This window comes from Bacillus sp. FSL K6-1218 (assembly GCF_038006445.1).
In the GTDB taxonomy this organism is placed as follows: domain Bacteria; phylum Bacillota; class Bacilli; order Bacillales; family Bacillaceae_G; genus Bacillus_A; species Bacillus_A thuringiensis_S.
Window position 1 is genome coordinate 3,730,956 of sequence record NZ_JBBOVE010000001.1, and the last position, 21,208, is coordinate 3,752,163.

A 21,208-nucleotide genomic window follows, 5' to 3' on the forward strand; every position below is an offset into this window, starting at 1 on the left:
TCTAATATAATAGCAGAGGAAGCACATTTCATCTAGTTAGCGGGGGAGAAAATTCATGGCATGGGAGATTTTTAGCATCATAGGCACAATTGCTTTCGCACTAAGCGGAGCCATTGTTGCAATGGAAGAGGATTATGATATTTTCGGGGTGTATATTTTAGGAATGGCAACCGCATTTGGGGGAGGTGCCCTTCGTAATCTATTAATCGGTTATCCGATTGTCGCGTTTTGGCAACAAGACATGTTATTCCAAATCGCACTTTTATCAATGACTATTATTTTTCTTTTTCCAAATAAGTTAATTAGACATTGGAAAAAGTGGGAAAATATCACTGACGCTATCGGCTTATCAGCATTTGCTGTACAAGGAGCATTATATGCCCAAAAATTAAATTTACCAATTAGCGCCACAATTGTAGCAGCTGTTTTAACTGGTATCGGCGGCGGTATCATTCGCGATCTTTTAGCCCGCAGAAAACCTCTCGTTCTTCGTGCTGAAGTATATGCCTTTTGGACAATTTTAGCAGGTTTCTTAATTGGCGCTCAAATTATTGTTAGCGATTGGGCTCTTTACATTTTATTCATTTTAATTGTTTGCTTCCGCATGGTTTCTATTCATTACAAATGGCATTTACCGCACAGACGTATCGAAACGAAAGAACGTTCAATGCATAAATAGCAATCTAACCTCTTTACTTATCGTAAAGAGGTTTTTCTTTTCTAACGATTTTTTCTTTATATAATGTTTATACTAATTTTTAAAGTGAGGTGAATACAAATGACAAACCACGTTAATAAAGGAGCTCAAAAAAGCTCAGTAAATCAATTTGGACACGATCCTAATTCAGCACACGAAAAGAGCGCTAAAATGGAACGCTTCCATAAAGCACACAAAGAAAAAGCAAAAAAAGAGTAAACGAACTTATACACAAAAATCGACGCACAGTTTATGTACTGTGCGTCTCCTCTTCGAGCATCAAATCCATACTCGATATTCCAATTAAATCATTTTTATCATACGCATCTTCTTGCAACAACCGCATCGCCTGTGTACGAATTGATTTTTCAACAATATTCCGTACATACCGTCCATTACTAAACGATGTAATTTGCGACGAATACTTCACCGCATGTAAATGATCCCTAAATTTCCATTCAGCTTCTTTTGATAACTGATATTCACGATCTTCATACATTCTCTTCCCAATTTCCAATAGCTGATTTACCGAGTAATCCGCAAATTCAATAATAAATGGAAAACGAGATTGCAGCCCTGGATTTAATGAAAGAAAGTGATTCATCTCTCTTGAATATCCAGCTAAAATCAATACAAAACCATGTTGTTTATCTTCCATATGTTTTACAAGCGTATCAATTGCTTCTTTTCCAAAGTCCTTCTCTCCTCCTCGAGCTAAAGAATACGCCTCATCAATAAACAAAATACCTCCCATTGCTTTTTTTATTAAGTCTCTTGTTTTTTGAGCTGTATGACCGATGTACTCTCCTACAAGATCAGCACGTTCAGCTTCAACCAAGTGGCCTTTCGATAGAATATTCATCTCAAACAGCAATTTCCCTATCATTCTAGCAACAGTTGTCTTCCCTGTACCTGGATTCCCTTTAAACAGCATATGAAGTACTTGCTTCTCTGACTTCAATCCCTTCTCTTGTCTTTTTTTATTCACATAAATCCAAGCATATATTTCTTTTATTATCTTTTTTATATCATCCATCCCAACAAGCTTCCCCATCTCTTCTTCAATTCTCTGCAGCATTTCATGTTTAATTGCAGTTTCATTTGAAATTACCGTTTTATTTTCTGTGGCTGGCAAAGAAATTTTCTTTCGATGGTTTAACACAATATTAATTTGATTGTTGTTTTTCTTTCGCATCGATTGTTCCATACAATCACCTCATTTTATCCACTCACCAAATATTATTATTCCTGTCCCCCTTGTAAATGCCTATTTTCAGAAAAGTTTGCTATAATATAAGAAATAATTAAGGTGGTGGGACTATGGAGACAACGGAATTCCATGATACAATACAAGCCTTTTCTATTTTTTTATTGAATAAAGGCCGAAAACCCTCAACTATTAAACGTTATGTTTATGACGTTGAAGACTTCGGACATTGGTTAGAAAAAAACAAAAAGCTTCCTTCCAGTAATATATGGGCTACACTTTGTACAAAAGACTACGAAGATTACTTTTCCGATTTAAAAACGAATCGACATTACTCAGAAAAAACGATGCATCGTGTATTTATTGTACTAAATAGAATGCATCATTTTCTAAACATTCCTAATCCATTGAAGAATATGGAAATATCTATCCAACCAGACCGTACACTTCGTAACGAAGATTTCATTTCACCTGATGAAGAAAAAAGGTTAAAGTATATAGTCACTTCATTAGAAGGACTTTCAGAAAAACAACTTCCCGTGCGCCCCTTATTAATGGATCGCAATATTGCTATTTTAAATCTATTGATTGACTACGGTTTATCCTTACAGGAACTTACAGCATTAACAATGCATCACGTTCACTTTGAAACTAACACATTGTCAATCCCAGCAACCGCAGGTGTAGAAAGAACAATTACATTAGCAAAAGAAGACAAAAAACAACTATATAATTATTACAAAAGCATCCCAGAACCAGTTCGCCCTAAATACCATAGTGATGACCCATTGTTTGTCGCATTCGATTTTAACCGTGGAACATACAGGTGGGTATATGAAAATGATGCACCAAAGGCATTAACGGAAATTGCTATACAAAAAATGATTCGCCTCGAAGTGGCTAGAGCCAATTTACGTAAAGGAATTTCAGGACAACATTTTCGTAACACCTATATTTTAAACTTAATAAAAAAAGAAACTCCTGAATCAGAAATTATAAAACTCGCTGGATTCAAATCAAAAATTTCATTAAAGCGATATTATCAATACGCAGAAAATAGAAAAAACGCCTTATTGTAAGGCGTTTTTTCTATTTTTTCTTTAAACAAACGATTTTATTATGACCATTTAACTAATTTCTGCATCTACTATGATGAGTTTCGTTCACATTTTCATGAGAAAGGAGAGATTTAATGTCTCGTTATAACGACAATCAAAACAAATTCTCCAAACCATGCTTTCCAAGTAGCGCCGGACGAATTCCAAATACTCCATCAATCCCAATTACTAAAGCTCAACTTAGAACATTTCGTGCGATTATTATTGATTTAACAAAAATAATCCCAAAACTTTTCGCAAATCCATCTCCCCAAAATATTGAAGATCTAATCGATACATTGAACCTACTAAGTAAATTCATTTGTTCACTAGACGCTACTTCCTCCCTGAAAGCACAAGGGTTAGCTATTATTAAAAACTTAATAACTATATTAAGAAATCCAACCTTTGTAGCAAGCGCTGTATTTATTGAGCTTCAAAATCTCATTAACTATTTACTATACATTACAAAATTATTCCGAATTGACCCTTGCACACTTCAAGAGCTCCTTAAATTAATAGCAGCATTACAAACTGCTCTAGTTAATTCTGCTTCGTTCATTCAAGGACCTACCGGACCTACTGGACCAGCAGGCGCTACTGGTGCCACTGGGCCTCGAGGTAACACTGGCGCTACTGGCGCTACCGGTGCCACTGGCGCTACCGGTGCCACTGGGCCTCGAGGTAACACTGGCGCTACTGGCGCTACCGGTGCCACTGGGCCTCGAGGTAATACGGGCGCTACTGGCGCTACCGGGCCTCAAGGTAACACGGGTGTTACCGGCGCTACTGGGCCTCGAGGTAACACTGGCGCTACTGGCGCTACCGGTGCCACTGGACCTCGAGGTAACACGGGCGCTACTGGTGCCACTGGACCTCAAGGTAACACGGGCGCTACTGGCGCTACCGGTGCCACTGGACCTCAAGGTGCTCAAGGTAACACTGGTGTTACCGGCGCTACCGGGCCTCAAGGTAACACGGGCGCTACTGGCGCTACTGGCGCTACCGGTGCCACTGGACCTCAAGGTGTTCAAGGTAACACAGGCGCTACCGGCGCTACTGGGCCTCAAGGTAACACGGGTGTTACCGGCGCTACTGGGCCTCGAGGTAACACGGGCGCTACTGGCGCTACCGGTGCCACTGGACCTCGAGGTAACACAGGCGCTACTGGACCTCAAGGTGTTCAAGGTAACACGGGCGCTACTGGTGCCACTGGACCTCAAGGCAACACAGGTGCTACTGGTGCCACTGGACCTCAAGGCAACACAGGTGCTACTGGTGCCACTGGACCTCAAGGCAACACAGGTGCTACTGGTGCCACTGGACCTCAAGGCAACACAGGTGCTACTGGTGCCACTGGACCTCAAGGCAACACAGGTGCTACTGGTGCCACTGGACCTCAAGGCAACACAGGTGCTACTGGTGCCACTGGACCTCAAGGCAACACAGGTGCTACTGGTGCCACTGGACCTCAAGGCAACACAGGTGCTACTGGTGCCACTGGACCTCAAGGCAACACAGGTGCTACTGGTGCCACTGGACCTCAAGGCAACACAGGTGCTACTGGTGCCACTGGACCCTCAAGGCAACACAGGTGCTACTGGTGCCACTGGACCTCAAGGCAACACAGGTGCTACTGGTGCCACTGGACCTCAAGGCAACACAACACTGGTGGACCTCAAGGCAACACAGGTGCTACTGGTGCCACTGGACCTCAAGGCAACACAGGTGCTACTGGTGCCACTGGACCTCAAGGCAACACAGGTGCTACTGGTGCCACTGGACCTCAAGGCAACACAGGTGCTACTGGTGCCACTGGACCTCAAGGCAACACAGGTGCTACTGGTGCCACTGGACCTCAAGGCAACACAGGTGCTACTGGTGCCACTGGACCTCAAGGCAACACAGGTGCTACTGGTGCCACTGGACCTCAAGGCAACACAGGTGCTACTGGTGCCACTGGACCTCAAGGCAACACAGGTGCTACTGGTGCCACTGGACCTCAAGGCAACACAGGTGCTACTGGTGCCACTGGACCTCAAGGCAACACAGGTGCTACTGGTGCCACTGGACCTCAAGGCAACACAGGTGCTACTGGTGCCACTGGACCTCAAGGCAACACAGGTGCTACTGGTGCCACTGGACCTCAAGGCAACACAGGTGCTACTGGTGCCACTGGACCTCAAGGCAACACAGGTGCTACTGGTGCCACTGGACCTCAAGGCAACACAGGTGCTACTGGTGCCACTGGACCTCAAGGCAACACAGGTGCTACTGGTGCCACTGGACCTCAAGGCAACACAGGTGCTACTGGTGCCACTGGACCTCAAGGCAACACAGGTGCTACTGGTGCCACTGGGCAACACAGGTGCTACTGGTGCCACTGGACCTCAAGGCAACACAGGTGCTACTGGTGCCACTGGACCTCAAGGCAACACAGGTGCTACTGGTGCCACTGGACCTCAAGGCAACACAGGTGCTACTGGTGCCACTGGACCTCAAGGCAACACAGGTGCTACTGGTGCCACTGGACCTCAAGGCAACACAGGTGCTACTGGTGCCACTGGACCTCAAGGCAACACAGGTGCTACTGGTGCCACTGGACCTCAAGGCAACACAGGTGCTACTGGTGCCACTGGACCTCAAGGCAACACAGGTGCTACTGGTGCCACTGGACCTCAAGGCAACACAGGTGCTACTGGTGCCACTGGACCTCAAGGCAACACAGGTGCTACTGGTGCCACTGGACCTCAAGGCAACACAGGTGCTACTGGTGCCACTGGACCTCAAGGCAACACAGGTGCTACTGGTGCCACTGGACCTCAAGGCAACACAGGTGCTACTGGTGCCACTGGACCTCAAGGCAACACAGGTGCTACTGGTGCCACTGGACCTCAAGGCAACACAGGTGCTACTGGTGCCACTGGACCTCAAGGCAACACAGGTGCTACTGGTGCCACTGGACCTCAAGGCAACACTACTGGTGCCACTGGACCTCAAGGCAACACAGGTGCTACTGGTGCCACTGGACCTCAAGGCAACACAGGTGCTACTGGTGCCACTGGACCTCAAGGTTCAACACAGGTGCTACCGGTGCTACTGGACCTCAAGGCGTTCAAGGTAACACAGGTGCTACTGGACCTCAGGGTGTTCAAGGTAACACAGGTGCTACCGGTGCTACTGGACCTCAAGGCGTTCAAGGTAACACGGGTGCTACTGGTGCCACTGGACCTCAGGGACCTCAAGGTAACACAGGTGCTACTGGTGCCACTGGACCTCAAGGTGCTCAAGGTAACACAGGTGCTACTGGTGCCACTGGACCTCAGGGTGTTCAAGGTAACACGGGTGCACTGGACCTCAGGGCGTTCAAGGTAACACACTAGGACCTGCTAACACAGGTGCTACTGGACCTCAGGGTGTTCAAGGTAACACAGGTGCCACTGGTGCCACTGGACCTCAAGGTGTTCAAGGTAACACAGGTGCTACTGGACCTCAAGGGTGCTACTGGTGCCACTGGACCTCAAGGCGTTCAAGGTAACACAACACAAGGTGTTCAAGGTGCTACTGGTGCCACTGGACCTCAAGGTGTTCAAGGTAACACAGGTGCTACCGGTGCTACTGGACGTTCAAGGTAACACACAGGTGCTACCGGTGCTACTGGACCTCAAGGCGTTCAAGGTAACACAGGTGCTACTGGTGCCACTGGACCTCAAGGTGCTCAAGGTAACACAGGTGCTACTGGTGCTACTGGTGCCACTGGACCTCAGGGTGTTCAAGGTAACACAGGTGCTACTGGTGCTACTGGACCTCAAGGCGTTCAAGGTAACACAGGTGCCACTGGACCTCAAGGCAACACAGGTGCTACCGGTGCTACTGGTATAGGAGTTACCGGACCTACTGGACCTTCTGGCGGGCCTCCTGGACCTACTGGACCTCAGGGACCTCAAGGTAACACAGGTGCTACTGGTGCCACTGGACCTCAAGGTGCTCAGGGTAACACGGGCGCTACCGGACCTCAGGGCGTTCAAGGTAACACGGGCGCTACCGGTGCCACTGGATCTCAAGGCATTCAAGGACCAACGGGTGCTACCGGCGCTACTGGTATAGGAGTTACTGGACCTACTGGACCTTCTGGTGGGCCTACCGGACCTACTGGGCCTACTGGACCTAGCTTCCCTGTAGCAACAATTGTTGTAACAAACAATATTCAGCAAACAGTACTGCAATTTAATAACTTTATTTTTAGTACTGCAATTAACGTAAACAATATTATCTTCAACGGCACAGATACAGTTACTGTTATCAACGGTGGCATTTATGTAATTAGCGTATCCATTTCTACAACTGCGCCAGGATGCGCTCCACTTGGAGTAGGAATTTCAATTAATGGAGCTGTCGCAACTGATAACTTCTCTTCAAATTTAATAGGCGACTCACTTTCATTTACTACAATTGAAACATTAGCAGCTGGTGCAAGAATTTCTGTCCAATCTACTCTTAATGAGATTACAATCCCTGCGACAGGAAATACTAACATCCGCCTTACTGTATTTAGAATCGCTTAAATTTCACTATATATTGTTTATGACAAATAAAAAAAGAGCGAGGAAACTCGCTCTTTTTTGTTATGTACAATAATTCATTACTATTCTAATTCAATTGAAACATTTTTTTGTGGTACAAATGTAGAAATTGCATGTTTATAAATAAGCTGTTGCTTACCTTCTGTTTCCAGCAGGACTGTAAAATTATCAAATCCTTTAATTAGCCCACGAAGCTGGAAACCATTTAATAAGTACAGCGTAACAAACGTATTTTCTTTACGGAGTTGATTTAAAAACTGATCTTGAATATTGATTGATTGCTTCATGTCGAATCCTCCTCTTTTTCTCTACTTACTATTATTCGACTTTACTTGTAACTTTCCTTCTATGTATCGTAAAATTTCTGACGTTTTTTCACCGTCTGTAACATCAAACCACGTGACATCCATTTTATTACGGAACCACGTTAATTGACGCTTTGCATAGCGACGCGAATTCGTCTTTAATTGTGATACCGCATCTTCTAAAGGGGCTCGATTCTCAAAATAATCATAGATTTCTTTATACCCAATCGCTTGAATAGATTGACAATCTCGTATCCCTCTATTATACAGACCTTCTACTTCCTCTAATAGGCCTTGTTCCATCATCAAATCCACTCGTAAGTTAATGCGATCGTATAGCATTTCTCGATCCATTGTCAAGCCAATTAATGAAACATCATAGAGTAACTCTTTTTCTTGTTTCTCAATTTGGTCACTCATTTTTTCACCCGTCGTGTGGAAAATTTCTAACGCTCGAATGACACGTCGTACATTATTTGCATGAATACGCTCCGCACTTTCCGGATCTACTTCTTGCAATTTTTTATGTACATATTCCACACCGCGTTCTAAAGCTAACTTTTCCATTTGCTCTCGGTATATCACATCACCAGCATCATCTGTAAACTGATAATCGAATAAAACAGATTGTATATAAAGACCGGTCCCACCAACTATAATTGGTAATTTACCACGTTCTGTAATTTCTCGAATATGCTTGCGAACACGTTCTTGAAATTCCGCGACAGAAAATGAATCTTCCGGATTTTTTATATCGACCATATAATGTGGAATTCCGTCCATCTCTGCTTGTGTTACCTTTGCAGTTCCAATATCCATCGTTCGATAGATTTGCATGGAATCACCACTAATAATTTCACCGTTCAACGCTTTGGCAAGATCGATACTTAACTTCGTCTTTCCAACAGCAGTTGGTCCAATGATGACAGCAACTTTTTCACGTTGCACTTCTCCCATATCATTCAACTCTCTTTATGTAATATACTCCATCTATTGATTATATCCAATCTTACCAATTTTAACGGCATGATTGCAAGTTCTTTCATTTCGGTACATGAAATTACACATAAAAAAGAACATAGTTTGTCCAATTCTGCATATACATGATAAAAATAGTTTCGAGAGGATGAGTTAACTATGAAACAATCCACCATCAATTTTTCATCTTTGACAAAAGACCTCATTTTAGCTACTTCTACAAAAGAACAAAATTGTTCACAAGAGGAATTATACTTTGCCCTAAATTGTTTACTACGGGCCTTTCATTCTACTCTCCATGAAACAACATTACATCCAGAAAATAAAAATACAGAATATATACAAACGCAATTTTGCAGTGCATATAAAATTATTACAGGTAAAACTATTTATCCATTTCAATAATCCATAAAAAGCGGCTGCTTACATAATTTCAAGCAACCGCTTTTTATATTAATATCAATAACCTATTGTATAACTTTCACTTTTACAGATTTGCGCCCCCAGCTATTAGCACTACCATCTGAACCGACTAATACATCAATACGATTTCCTTTAATCGCACCACCAGTGTCTCCAGCAATCGCTTCTCCATATCCTTCTACCCATACTTTTGATCCAAGCGGAATTACTTTCGGATCAACAGCAATTACTTTCATATTTGGATTTGCTGTTAAATCATGCCCCATTGCAGTTAATACACGACCACCATACGAACCATTCTCACTCGGATCTGCTGTATATGCCGTCGCTTCTACTGTAATTTCACGACCACCAGTAGGCGCACTTGTTTCAGTAGATTTCGCAACTGGTTTGGCAGCCGGCTTTTCTTTTACCACAGGTTTACTTGATTCTACCTTCTTAATAGAATCGTTACTCTTAACAGACTCTTTATTCTTAACTGCTGTATTATTTTTAACAGGCGTATTTGTTCTAGCCGGCGCTTCTTCTTGAGCTACAACTTCTTTCTTTTCAATTACAGGTGCCGTTCCTGTTAAAAATGGCACGTGAACATATCCGACTTTTCCATTGTAGTCGAATTGTAACCATTCATTTTGAACTTGATTCGTCGTTTCAATCACATCATCTTTATTAAGTTTACCTAAAATTTCAGAATCAGTATTCGCTCCAGCACGAACATTTAATACGCCCGCCGTTACATAATATGTGCTCCTTGTAAACTCAGCACTTACAAACGCTTCCTTACCGTTTAACTTAATTTTTGTCCATCCATTTTCTGTATTTATAACATCTAGTGTATTCCCACTTAACACTTTACCTACAAGCTTTGACTCTACATTTGGGTTTTCTCTAACATTTAATACGTCTGTTGTTACAATTGTTTCCGCTTTAGCAGAACCTGCAAAAATCCCAAGACCAAAAACTGCTGCTGTTGCTATACTTAATAATTTTTTCATGAATAGCCTCCATTTGCTTTGTTTTCGTATTTTCATTATAGCAACAGATTTTTAGAATTTTTAGAAATCACACAATTACAAAGCATTCGTAATATACGATTAATGAGTTGTAACATAAATTTCCATATTAATAAAATGTATTTCTAATACAATCTCCAATGGTTTTCATACATTTTCCATATACGAGCACAAGAACTTTTTTCCAGAAAAAATTACAGTGTTACTTTTTTGTTACAAAAAATTCACAATTCATTACATCTTTTACCAAAAAGCATCAATATTCCATTGTTAACCTATTTTTTTGTAATGAAAAGAGAGCAGCTACTAAAAGCTGCTCTCTTTTCATTTGTTATTGAACTTTCTTTTTCCAAACACCTAGCATAATAGCCGAGACAATCGTTCCAATTAATATAGACAAAATATATAGTAACGGTTTATTTACTAACGCTATTACAAATAATCCACCATGCGGTGCCGGTAATGTAACTTGGAATAACATAGATAACGCACCTGCAATACTTGAACCAACAACACAACTTACGATTACTCGAACCGGATCTGCAGCTGCAAACGGAATCGCACCTTCTGTAATGAACGATGCTCCCATAATATAATTTGTTAAACCTGATTTACGTTCCGCTTCTGTAAACTTTGATTTAAAGAATGTAGTTGCGAATGCAATCGCAAGTGGCGGTACCATACCACCAGCCATAACTGCTGAGTGTACTCCAAAATTCTGTGCTTCTATTGCAGCAATACCAAACGTAAATGCTGCTTTATTAATTGGACCACCCATATCAATTGCCATCATACCACCTAAAATAAGACCTAGTAATATAGCATTCGTACCATTTAAACCATTTAACCACCCTGTCAACATTTCATTTAATGCTACTACAGGCGGAATTACTACTTTTTGCATTACAACTCCTGTAATCAATAATCCAAAGACTGGATATAACAAAACAGGTTTAATTCCTTCTAATTGTACTGGTAGTCCTGAAAATAATCTTTTTAACCCTAAAACAACATATCCAGCTAAGAAACCAGCAATTAATCCACCTAAAAATCCAGCATTCGCATTCGCCGCTAAAAATCCACCTACAACACCAGGCATAAAACCAGGACGATCAGCAATAGAGCTTGCAATAAATCCAGCTAAAATTGGTACAAGGAATAAAAACGCACCTGTTTTTCCTCCACCAATTGACATGAACAATTCAGCTAAAGGACCTTCCGCCTTTATACCACCAAACGAAAATGCTAGCGCTATTAAAATCCCGCCACCAACAACGAATGGAAGCATATTACTTACACCGCTCATTAAATGCTTATAAATTCCTAATCCTTTTTCTCTCTCAATACTTTCTGATTTCCCATCCTCTTTTACACCTTTAAAGATTGGTGCATCTTGTTTGACAGCTCGTTTAAGCAGATTTTCCGTTTTTCTAATCCCATCAGCAACTGGCACTTGAATGACATGTTTACCAGCAAAACGATTCATTTCTACTTGTTTATCTGCCGCAACAATAATAGCTGTTGCACGTTCAATATCCTCTTTCGTTAAACCGTTTTTAATACCTGTTGATCCGTTTGTTTCAACTTTAATCGCTACTCCTAACTCTGCCGCTTTTGCTTTTAAGCTATCCGCCGCCATATATGTGTGAGCGATTCCAGTTGGGCAAGCTGTAACAGCAAGTACGTACGGTTCATTTCCTTCTGGTTGTGCAACTTCAATCTCTTCTTCTTTTTCATTCTCTTTTTCATCAAATAGTTGAAGAAGCTCACTTTCATCCTTCGCTTCTAATAGTTGCTTGCGAAACCCTTCATCCATTAATAATGTCGATAAACGAGACAACGTTTCTAAATGAGTATTATTCGCTCCTTCACTTGCAGCAATCATAAAGAATAAGTGTGCTGGCTGTCCATCAAGCGACTCATAATTGATACCGCTTACACTTCTACCAAAACAAATCGATGGTTGTTTAACAGCCTTTGTCTTCGCATGAGGTATTGCAATACCTTCCCCTATTCCAGTCGTACTTTGGGACTCCCGCTTTAAAATAGCTTCTTTAAATTCCGTTTTACTATTTAAACGATTTGCCCCGTTTAATTTCTCAACTAGTTCATCTATGACAGCTTCTTTATTTGAAGCTGTCAAATCCATAATGACTGTATCCCTTTTTAATAATTCTGTAATTTTCATATGTTGCTTCCCCCTATCGCTTAGCTACAATTACTTGCGACAATAATTCTTCTACTTTTTCCTTCTCACATAAATCAGCTGAAAATGCTGTTGCACTCCCTGTTGCAACGCCGTATTGAAATGCCTTTTCAATATCCTTTGTCTGTTCATATTTGCCTACAAATCCTGCAACAAGAGAATCTCCGGCCCCAACTGAATTAATTACAACACCTTTTGGAACAGTCGCTTCATATATACCTTCTGCCGTAAATAATAAAGCTCCCTCTCCAGCCATCGATACGATAACGTGTTTTACACCTTGTTCAATTAATTTTCTTCCATAAGGTAAAACGTCCTCTACTGTTGAAAGCTCCACTCCAAACAACTCACCAAGTTCATGATGGTTTGGCTTAATTAAAAATGGCTTATTTTTAATTACATGTTGCAGTGCACTTCCACTTGCATCTACTACTACACGAATACCTTTTTCAGATCCAAACGCAGCAATTGATTCGTAAAAAGTACTTGGAATAGAGACCGGTACACTCCCAGCGAGTACAACACAATCTCCAGGTTGCATACTCTCAATTTTTTTCATTAACCGTTCGAACTGCTCTTTTGTTACAATAGGACCTTGGCCATTTAATTCTGTTTCTTCTTTCCCTTTTATTTTCACATTAATGCGAGTATCTTCATCTACTTGGACGAAGTTTGTTGTTACACCTTCATCATGTAATACCTCTTTAATAAATTGACCAGTAAATCCACCAGTAAATCCAAGTGCTATATTTTTAACACCTAAACGCTGAAGAACACGAGAAACATTAATTCCTTTTCCTCCAGGAAACTTCATATCTTTCTCCGCTCGATTTATTGTTCCTAAATCAAAAGAAGGAACTTGCACTACATAATCAATAGATGGGTTTAAAGTAACTGTATAGATCATTGTTTATCAGCCTCAATTACATTGGTTTGTTTTTTATATTTTTCTAAATCAATTTCTAAATGGTTTGTAATAATATTTGCATCTTCAACATTTGCAATTTTCGCAAACGCAACTTCTGAAAACTTACTTTCATCAATTAAGAAATATCCTTCGTTTGCTAATGTTAATGCCATTTGTTTTAAGAGCGCTTCTTCTGGATCTGGCGTTGTAAAGCCAAGCTGTTCATGTACACCATTTGCACCTAAAAAACATTTATCAAAACGATACTTCTGCATACTTTCCTGTGCCATAGCACCGATTAAAGCTTTCGTCCTACTCTTCATCATTCCACCTAGTAAATACGCACGAATATTATTTTCAACTAAAGCTTCAATATGCATAAGTCCATTCGTAACGACAGTCACATCTTTATTTATTAAAAATGGAATCATTTCAAATGTTGTACTTCCTGCATCTAAATAAATACAATCACCTTGTTCAATAACGCTAGCCGCATAATTAGCAATTTGTTGTTTTATTTGAATGTTTTTGGATGATTTTTCAACCATCGTTGGTTCTTGCCCTTTTCCTGTTAAAACAGCGGCACCACCATGAACTCTTTTTAATAACCTTTGCTTTTCCAATTGTGCTAAATCACGGCGAATTGTCGACTCAGAGCTTTCTGTTCTTTCAACTAATTGCTGTAATTTTACAACTTTCTGTTCTTTTACAAGTTGCAATATCATTTGATGACGTTCAGGAGTTAACATTTTATTCACCTCTTCTTTGATTACAGTATAATGAAAACGGTCACAAAAATCAACCACAAACAATCAAAAATAATCAAAAACACCCATAAACATTTATAAACAGCAAAAAGAAACCTATTCGATTAAACAATCAAATAGGTTTCTTTTCTAAATTCACTTATAAAGAAGCTTTATATATACTTAAAACATCATCTTTATTTAATTTTTTAAAGTTACCAAATTCACCATACGCCATCGCTTTATTAGCCATTATATCAATTTCATTTTCTCCAATACCGTAATCAGCTAATGTTGCTGGCGCTTCAATTGAAGTCCAAAATTGACGCAGTGCCTTAATTCCTTCTAAAGCCACTTCTTTATCTGTTTTGCCATCTGTTTCTATATCAAATACACGAATAGCGAACTGTTTAAAACGACTTACATTTTCCTCTACAACATGTTTCATCCAGTTCGGGAATAAAATCGCAAGGCCACCCCCGTGTGGTATATCATGAACAGCAGAAACTGCATGCTCAATATTATGAGTCGCCCAATCTCCTTTTACTCCCATCGCTAAAATGCCGTTTAACGCCATAGTACCACAATATAAAATAGTTTCTCTATGCTCATAATTTTCTAAATCACTTAAAAGCTTAGGAGCTGTCTCAATTACTGTTTTTAAAACAGCTTCACAATAACGATCTTGTAGTTCTGTATTCGTTCCATGATGGAAATATTGTTCTAATACGTGCGACATAATATCTACCATACCGTAAATTGTTTGATCTTTCGGTACAGAAGTAGTATGAACTGGATCTAAAATTGAAAACTGCGGGAAAGTAACCGGGCTACCCCATCCATACTTTTCATTCGTTTCCCAGTTTGTAATTACCGAGCCTGCATTCATTTCAGATCCTGTTGCTGCAAGAGTAAGTACAGTACCAAATGGTAATGCCTCATTAGCAAATGTTTTTTTCGTTACAATATCCCATACATCTCCATCGTACTTACTACCAGCTGCAATTGCCTTCGTACAGTCGATCACACTTCCTCCACCAACTGCTAAAATAAATTCAACACCATTTTCTTTACAAATTTGAATCCCTTTCTTTACAGTTGATACACGTGGATTCGGTTCAACACCTGTCAATTCAAATACTTCTGCATTTATATCCTTTAAAATAGAAATTACATTATCATAAATACCGTTTCTTTTAATGCTGCCTCCCCCGTATACGAGAAGAACTTTTTTACCGAACTGTGGAATTTCAGTTTTTAACTGTTCTAATTGACCTTTACCGAAAATAAGTTTCGTTGGATTACGAAATACAAAATTTTGCATATTTCTTTACCATCCCTTCTATATGAAAAGCAACTATACTTTTGTATACCATATTTTTTTCATTTCACAAAAATATTTGCTTAATAAAAAAATCCCAGCCTACAGGCTGAGATTTTTTATTGGTAATAAGGTGAGATCATTAAGTAAACAATAACACCAGATAAACTTACATATAACCAAATCGGCATCGTCCAACGTACAATTTTACGGTGACGTGTTAATTGATTTGTAAAACCAAATACAAGCGCAAACAATGCAAGTGGTACGATAATTGCTGCAAGGATAATATGCGTAATTAAAATAATGAAGTACACATATTTAATGAACCCTTCTCCGCCAAAATGTGTTGCTGGCGCCAAGTAATGATACGATAAATAAGAAACACAAAATAGCAACGTCGTTGTAAATGCTGCGAGGATAAAACCACGGTGCATTTTCACATTCTTTTTAATAATAGAGTATAAAGCTGCTAATAAGAATACGAACGTAAAGCTATTAAAAATCGCATTTAACATTGGTAAAATTGTTACATCAAAATGGACTTCTCCTTCATAGCCAACAGGTCCAAAGAACAAAAATAAAATAATCGCATTTACAATTACAGAAAGCGTTATCACAATAGGAGCATAGCTTTTCTGATTTGTTGATTGATCCACCAAAATGGTCACTCCCTCTTCCTTCAAGTATGTATACATAACCTCACTATTTTAACATATTATTCACAGTGTAAATGTGACAATAGTTTGACACAGCAAGACAAGACAAAGAAAAAAATCCTTCTTAATAAAACTTCTTAAGAAGGATTTTATCGCTTTATTATTCAAATAGCAACGCGATTAATTTTTATTAAAAAATGTATCGCTATATGCTTGAAAAATTTCAGACACTTGATATCCCATTAATGAAATTGCTGTTAATGAAAAGAAACCAATCATAAGAAATCGAAACCACATATAAATCTCCTCCTTGTATTTAGCTTAAAAAACGTTAGCTACCTTACAAGTTGCGTGGCACTCTTCATCATCACTTTCCTTCTTCTTTACAATTGCTGTTATAAATCGAATCATAAAGAAAACTACAAAAGGAAATTGTTCGTAATTCACATTGGCATAGTTTAGCAACGGCTCGCGCTGCACATCGAACGGAGATGAGAAGGAATAGAACATACCTTGCTCTTCCATATATACAATTACAATTTTCATGCAAAATACTATTCCTAGAAACGAAACAATATCTTGCCATTCTGTCGTATATAACAGGTTATACAGCTCTAATACGTACTCTTCCATCATCATCCCCCCTTCCTTTTTTACCATTCTGCTCGCCTTCGTATAAAAAGTCAAGAAAAAAGTTTATATCCACTATGACAATAGTAATTACTTGTTTCTATGATTATATATGATTCTTTTATAGCAATGATTGGGTGTAACTCTCTTCGAAAACAAGAAAATTAGAATCGAACAGATTCCTCATTCTTACTTTTAGGATTCAAAACTGTGCTATTTTTATTTCTATTAAAAATAAAATACGAAAGTATGATAAGAACAGTAACAAACATTGTTAAAAGTGCTTGTGAACGTAAAGAATCAATTGCGAGCATCGCAACTAAAACCACTATAATAGCGGCAATTGTAACATACGTTACATACGGAAAAAGCCACATTTTCACTTTCAAATTTTGTTGTTCCACTTTCCCCATTTTTTTACGCATCTTTAAATGCGAAACTGCAATAACGAGATAAACTAGTAACGCAATCCCGCCAGATGCATTCACTAAAAACAAAAAGACTTTATCTGGAGAAATGTAACTAAAAACAACTCCAATATAAGCGAAGAAAGTTCCAAATAAAACCGCTCGAACAGGAACACCACTACTGTTCAATTTTAAAAATGACTTTGGCGCATCTCCTCTTTCTGCCATTGAAAAAAGCATTCTTGAGTTTGTATATAAACCTGAATTTAAGCAAGAAAGTACAGCTGTTAAAACGATAAAATTCATAATTTGTGCTGCCGCTGGTATTCCTATATGTTCAAGTACAGCTACAAATGGACTTTTTAATATGTTTGCTGAATTCCATGGCAGTAGCGTAACAACTACCGCTATAGACCCAATAAAAAATACAAGAATACGCCAAATCACACTGTTTGTTGCTGTTTTTACTGCTTTTACAGGTTCTGCAGATTCACCAGCCGCTACTGCTACAATCTCTGATCCCATAAATGAAAATATAACAACAGTAATTCCAAGCAATACCGAACTTATACCGTTTGGCATAAATCCACCTTGTCCAATTAAATTCGAAGTGCCGGGTGCTTCTGTTCCTGGAACAAATCCTAAAATAACAGCAAGACCTAGGCAAAGGAACAAAACAATACTTATTACTTTAATAAAAGAAAACCAATATTCAAACTCTCCAAATGATTTCACCGAAAAAACGTTCGTCAACGTTAATAAAATTGTTAATATTAAACTTAATAACCATAGCGGTATTTGTGGAATCCAATATTGGATAATACCAGCACCTGCTGTGGCTTCTATTGCAATAACAATTACCCAGAAAAACCAGTATAACCAGCCTATTGTATAACCCGCCCATGGACCAATTGCTTCTCTTGCATACGTTGCAAATGAACCACTTGTCGGATTAACAGCTGCCATTTCTCCTAGCATTCTCATGACGAAAATGACTAGAAGTCCTGCTAATGCATATGAAACGATAGAACCTGGTCCTGCCGAATGTACAACTGCACCACTTCCAATAAACAAACCAGCTCCTATTACGCCGCCAATTGAGATCATTGTAATGTGGCGTATTTTAAGGTCTTTCTTTAGATTTTTATCCAACTCTTGTACATCCCCTTCCAAACTAAATTTTGAAATTTATGTAAGAGTACTGTGTGAAAGATTTTGTTCTATACTTTAAAATATATCAAAATATTCTGAATTTAACAATTGCAATTCAGCTTCCTTCAAAAATTATTTCATTAGGTTTAATACTTTCCCACACACAATTGTTGAGAAAATTATAGCCCTCTTACAAAAGAAAGAATTTTCAGATATTATTAAATAAACAAGATTATACATCTAGACAACTTTTTGTATAGGAGTGTTGATATGTTAAACAAGTTCAAATTTTTTTGTTGTATTTTAGTAATGTTCTTACTGCTACCGCTATCCCCTTTTCAAACACAAGCAGCAAACAATTTAGGATCAAAATTACTTGTTGGATACTGGCATAACTTTGATAACGGTACTGGCATTATTAAATTAAGAGACGTTTCACCAAAATGGGATGTACTCAATGTATCTTTCGGTGAAACTGGTGGTGATCGTTCCACTGTTGAATTTTCTCCTGTGTATGGTACGGATGCAGAATTCAAATCAGATATTGCTTATTTAAAAAGCAAAGGAAAGAAAGTAGTTCTTTCAATAGGTGGACAAAATGGGGTCGTTTTACTTCCTGATAATGCCGCTAAGCAACGTTTTATTAATTCCATACAATCTCTAATTGATAAATACGGTTTTGATGGAATAGATATTGACCTTGAATCAGGAATTTACTTAAACGGTAATGACACTAATTTCAAAAATCCAACGACTCCTCAAATCGTAAATCTTATTTCAGCTATTCGGACAATCTCAGATCATTATGGTCCAAATTTTCTATTAAGCATGGCTCCTGAAACAGCTTATGTTCAAGGCGGTTATAGCGCATATGGAAGCATATGGGGTGCATATTTACCAATTATTTACGGAGTGAAAGACAAACTAACATACATTCATGTTCAACACTACAATGCTGGTAGCGGGATTGGAATGGACGGTAATAACTACAATCAAGGTACTGCAGACTACGAAGTCGCTATGGCAGATATGCTCTTACATGGTTTTCCTGTAGGTGGTAATCCAAATAACATTTTCCCAGCTCTTCGTTCGGATCAAGTCATGATTGGACTTCCTGCAGCACCAGCGGCCGCTCCAAGTGGCGGATATATTTCTCCAACTGAAATGAAAAAAGCTTTAGATTATATCATTAAAGGAATTCCTTTCGGAGGAAAGTATAAGCTTTCAAATCAGAGTGGCTACCCTGCATTCCGCGGCCTAATGTCTTGGTCTATTAATTGGGATGCAAAAAACAACTTTGAATTCTCTAATAACTATAGAACATATTTTGATGCGATTCCCTTGCAAAAATAATAAAAAACAACAATAGGTTAAATAACCTATTGTTGTTTTTTATTTATGTAAATTACTTTTTCACTTCTACATGATGAAAAGATTCTTTTTCATCTCTTACATAACTATTCACAAGACTTAAAAGTAATTTACCACCAATTAACATTGCTTGTTCATCAAAATCAGCACGTAGCGCTATCGGCTTCCCAGGTCTTCCACCTTCAATTACGCCGATTACCCCTCTACCCCCAATATTTGTTTTCACATTAATATGAAAACTTTTTAAGATTTCAGCTATTTTTCTCGGCGTTTCTATTTCTTGAAACGATAGCTCTGGATATTGATGAAAATCTCTTCGCCATGAAACTATTTGGTTATATAAACTTTCCAATTCTTTATGCCATATTTCTATCATAGAAATTCCCCTTTCTTTATTTAACATTTTAAATAAAACTTACATAACATTCAGTATTTAATCAATAAAAAAAGAGAACTTTCTCTAAAAGTCCTCCTACTATTCTAGTCACTATTTTGCTTCAACACAAAAACTGAAAGTTCAGGTACACTCCAAAATCTAACAGGCATCCTAGTAGTCCCAATGCCACGATTTACATATAAATATAACGGCTTACTCTTCCCCTCTACTTCATACATACCTTCAACATAGTTCTCAGCTAGTTTGGTAGTAATTAACGGACCTACAAAAGGAATTTGGACTTGCCCTCCGTGACTATGTCCTGACAGTTGAAGATCAACTGGGTAACGATTTATTTTGGTTACAACATCCGGCTCATGTACTAATAACATGTTGAAATCATTTTGTTTCAAGTTTTTTAAAGTTGAATCTATTTGCGGCTTCCCTAATAGAAAATCATCCAAACCTGATATTGTAATATATTTGCCGTTTTCCACTTTAATTTTCTGCACTTCATTTACTAATACAGAAAAACCAGCTTCCTCCATATATTTTTTGTAAAATAAACTACCGCCCCCGCCCCTATCATGATTCCCAAACACAGCATATTTCCCTAAGGGAGCGTAAATTTTCTGCAAAATAGCCTTCGCTTCTTCTCTTTCCGCACTATAAGACCCAAATTTATCTATTAAATCTCCGGTAAAAACTACTATATCTGGATGTAATTCATTCATCTTCTCCACTAAATGTTCAAGTTGTTTCAGTGTAAACTCTGGTCCTAAATGTACATCTGAAAACTGTAATATTTTTTTATTATTAAATTCTTTAGGAATTGCAGAAGCTTCTATTTCATTCCACGTAACTGTTACTAATTTTCGTTCTATTTCTGTCGCATAATAATACAAACTTACTGGTATCATTAATATACTTATAAAACTAATAATAAATATCTTTACGATTGATTTTTTCCGTTCTTTTTTTACATGATTCGTATTCATGTTTTCACCTCTAGAAACACTTTAAATCCTTATTGTTACATTCATGTGACAACATGAACAATGTTATCACATGAATGTAATTCCCTCTCTATTCACTTTGACAATTTTATACAGAAGTCATAACATATTTTT

The 21,208-nt window shown here is 38.8% G+C and carries 17 protein-coding genes and 2 pseudogenes; 6 read left to right on the forward strand and 13 right to left on the reverse strand.

Translation table 11 applies throughout. The annotated features are described in order from the left end of the window. Positions 1–55 precede the first annotated feature (55 nt). Both MHI26_RS18885 and MHI26_RS18890 read left to right on the forward strand, forming a co-directional pair. The gene (locus tag MHI26_RS18885) at positions 56–679 is read left to right on the forward strand and encodes a trimeric intracellular cation channel family protein (protein WP_000312267.1); all 624 of its coding nucleotides are present in this window, start codon (positions 56–58) and stop codon (positions 677–679) included. Positions 680–778: 99 nt separating this feature from the next. Continuing rightward, a complete protein-coding gene (locus MHI26_RS18890; protein ID WP_000181504.1) occupies positions 779–916 on the forward strand; it encodes a hypothetical protein in 138 nt (45 codons plus the stop codon). Between the two features lie 31 nt (positions 917–947). On the opposite strand, the gene spoVK is transcribed toward MHI26_RS18890, so the two are convergent. Further along, positions 948–1,904, reverse strand: a complete 957-nt coding sequence (gene spoVK / locus MHI26_RS18895; RefSeq protein WP_000438195.1) for a stage V sporulation protein K — start codon at positions 1,902–1,904, stop codon at positions 948–950. Between the two features lie 113 nt (positions 1,905–2,017). Between spoVK and MHI26_RS18900 the strand changes: the two genes are divergently transcribed. Further along, positions 2,018–2,983, forward strand: coding sequence for a tyrosine-type recombinase/integrase (locus MHI26_RS18900; protein WP_000450326.1), 966 nt, complete (start codon positions 2,018–2,020; stop codon positions 2,981–2,983). A gap of 113 nt (positions 2,984–3,096) precedes the next feature. Further along, positions 3,097–7,566: pseudogene (locus tag MHI26_RS18905) on the forward strand (Gly-Xaa-Xaa repeat protein). Between the two features lie 80 nt (positions 7,567–7,646). Here MHI26_RS18905 and hfq read toward each other — a convergent pair. Both hfq and miaA read right to left on the reverse strand, forming a co-directional pair. After that, positions 7,647–7,871, reverse strand: coding sequence for an RNA chaperone Hfq (gene hfq, locus MHI26_RS18910; protein ID WP_000813896.1), 225 nt, complete (start codon positions 7,869–7,871; stop codon positions 7,647–7,649). A gap of 21 nt (positions 7,872–7,892) precedes the next feature. Further along, entirely contained in the window at positions 7,893–8,846 is a 954-nt protein-coding gene (gene miaA, locus MHI26_RS18915) for a tRNA (adenosine(37)-N6)-dimethylallyltransferase MiaA (protein ID WP_000504953.1), read from the reverse strand. Between the two features lie 180 nt (positions 8,847–9,026). Between miaA and MHI26_RS18920 the strand changes: the two genes are divergently transcribed. After that, positions 9,027–9,272 carry a hypothetical protein gene (locus MHI26_RS18920; RefSeq protein WP_000814429.1) on the forward strand — a complete coding sequence of 82 codons (246 nt, stop codon included), beginning with the start codon at positions 9,027–9,029 and terminating at the stop codon, positions 9,270–9,272. Between the two features lie 62 nt (positions 9,273–9,334). Here MHI26_RS18920 and entD read toward each other — a convergent pair whose 3' ends face one another. The 8 genes from entD to gabP all read right to left on the reverse strand — a co-directional run bounded on the left by entD (position 9,335) and on the right by gabP (position 18,331). After that, a complete protein-coding gene (entD, locus tag MHI26_RS18925) occupies positions 9,335–10,285 on the reverse strand; it encodes a cell wall-binding protein EntD (RefSeq protein ID WP_061666428.1) in 951 nt (316 codons plus the stop codon). A 349-nt stretch (positions 10,286–10,634) separates the two neighbouring features. Continuing rightward, a complete protein-coding gene (locus MHI26_RS18930; protein WP_061666427.1) occupies positions 10,635–12,491 on the reverse strand; it encodes a PTS fructose transporter subunit IIABC in 1,857 nt (618 codons plus the stop codon). 13 nt (positions 12,492–12,504) lie between these two features. Next, entirely contained in the window at positions 12,505–13,416 is a 912-nt protein-coding gene (gene pfkB / locus MHI26_RS18935) for a 1-phosphofructokinase (protein WP_000640855.1), read from the reverse strand. Continuing rightward, positions 13,413–14,165, reverse strand: a complete 753-nt coding sequence (locus MHI26_RS18940; RefSeq protein ID WP_016080598.1) for a DeoR/GlpR family DNA-binding transcription regulator — start codon at positions 14,163–14,165, stop codon at positions 13,413–13,415. Before MHI26_RS18940 ends, pfkB begins: the two co-directional genes overlap by 4 nt. A gap of 157 nt (positions 14,166–14,322) precedes the next feature. Continuing rightward, positions 14,323–15,486, reverse strand: a complete 1,164-nt coding sequence (locus MHI26_RS18945) for an iron-containing alcohol dehydrogenase (protein WP_001179092.1) — start codon at positions 15,484–15,486, stop codon at positions 14,323–14,325. 116 nt (positions 15,487–15,602) lie between these two features. Beyond that, complete coding sequence (locus MHI26_RS18950) at positions 15,603–16,145, reverse strand: DUF420 domain-containing protein (protein WP_000228316.1); 543 nt, start codon at positions 16,143–16,145, stop codon at positions 15,603–15,605. A gap of 318 nt (positions 16,146–16,463) precedes the next feature. After that, entirely contained in the window at positions 16,464–16,802 is a 339-nt protein-coding gene (locus MHI26_RS18955) for a hypothetical protein (protein ID WP_003271231.1), read from the reverse strand. A gap of 134 nt (positions 16,803–16,936) precedes the next feature. After that, positions 16,937–18,331, reverse strand: coding sequence for a GABA permease (gene gabP / locus MHI26_RS18960; RefSeq protein ID WP_061666426.1), 1,395 nt, complete (start codon positions 18,329–18,331; stop codon positions 16,937–16,939). A gap of 270 nt (positions 18,332–18,601) precedes the next feature. Between gabP and MHI26_RS18965 the strand changes: the two genes are divergently transcribed. After that, a complete protein-coding gene (locus MHI26_RS18965; protein ID WP_061666425.1) occupies positions 18,602–19,684 on the forward strand; it encodes a chitinase in 1,083 nt (360 codons plus the stop codon). A 154-nt stretch (positions 19,685–19,838) separates the two neighbouring features. On the opposite strand, the pseudogene MHI26_RS18970 reads toward MHI26_RS18965, so the two are convergent. Both MHI26_RS18970 and MHI26_RS18975 read right to left on the reverse strand, forming a co-directional pair. Then, positions 19,839–20,078: pseudogene (locus tag MHI26_RS18970) on the reverse strand (amidohydrolase); the annotation flags it as partial. A gap of 104 nt (positions 20,079–20,182) precedes the next feature. Then, the gene (locus MHI26_RS18975; RefSeq protein WP_061666424.1) at positions 20,183–21,076 is read right to left on the reverse strand and encodes a metallophosphoesterase; all 894 of its coding nucleotides are present in this window, start codon (positions 21,074–21,076) and stop codon (positions 20,183–20,185) included. Between the last annotated feature and the right edge of the window lie 132 nt (positions 21,077–21,208).

Coding starts and splice junctions, on each gene's coding strand:
- MHI26_RS18945 (WP_001179092.1), bottom strand. CDS start 15,486: ATGCAAAATTTTGTATTTCGTAATCCAACGAAACTTATTTTCGGTAAA.
- MHI26_RS18920 (WP_000814429.1), top strand. CDS start 9,027: ATGAAACAATCCACCATCAATTTTTCATCTTTGACAAAAGACCTCATT.
- MHI26_RS18930 (WP_061666427.1), bottom strand. CDS start 12,491: ATGAAAATTACAGAATTATTAAAAAGGGATACAGTCATTATGGATTTG.
- MHI26_RS18940 (WP_016080598.1), bottom strand. CDS start 14,165: ATGTTAACTCCTGAACGTCATCAAATGATATTGCAACTTGTAAAAGAA.
- MHI26_RS18965 (WP_061666425.1), top strand. CDS start 18,602: ATGTTAAACAAGTTCAAATTTTTTTGTTGTATTTTAGTAATGTTCTTA.
- MHI26_RS18900 (WP_000450326.1), top strand. CDS start 2,018: ATGGAGACAACGGAATTCCATGATACAATACAAGCCTTTTCTATTTTT.
- MHI26_RS18955 (WP_003271231.1), bottom strand. CDS start 16,802: ATGGTAAAAAAGGAAGGGGGGATGATGATGGAAGAGTACGTATTAGAG.
- MHI26_RS18890 (WP_000181504.1), top strand. CDS start 779: ATGACAAACCACGTTAATAAAGGAGCTCAAAAAAGCTCAGTAAATCAA.
- spoVK (WP_000438195.1), bottom strand. CDS start 1,904: ATGGAACAATCGATGCGAAAGAAAAACAACAATCAAATTAATATTGTG.
- pfkB (WP_000640855.1), bottom strand. CDS start 13,416: ATGATCTATACAGTTACTTTAAACCCATCTATTGATTATGTAGTGCAA.
- MHI26_RS18885 (WP_000312267.1), top strand. CDS start 56: ATGGCATGGGAGATTTTTAGCATCATAGGCACAATTGCTTTCGCACTA.
- miaA (WP_000504953.1), bottom strand. CDS start 8,846: ATGGGAGAAGTGCAACGTGAAAAAGTTGCTGTCATCATTGGACCAACT.
- hfq (WP_000813896.1), bottom strand. CDS start 7,871: ATGAAGCAATCAATCAATATTCAAGATCAGTTTTTAAATCAACTCCGT.
- entD (WP_061666428.1), bottom strand. CDS start 10,285: ATGAAAAAATTATTAAGTATAGCAACAGCAGCAGTTTTTGGTCTTGGG.
- MHI26_RS18975 (WP_061666424.1), bottom strand. CDS start 21,076: ATGAATACGAATCATGTAAAAAAAGAACGGAAAAAATCAATCGTAAAG.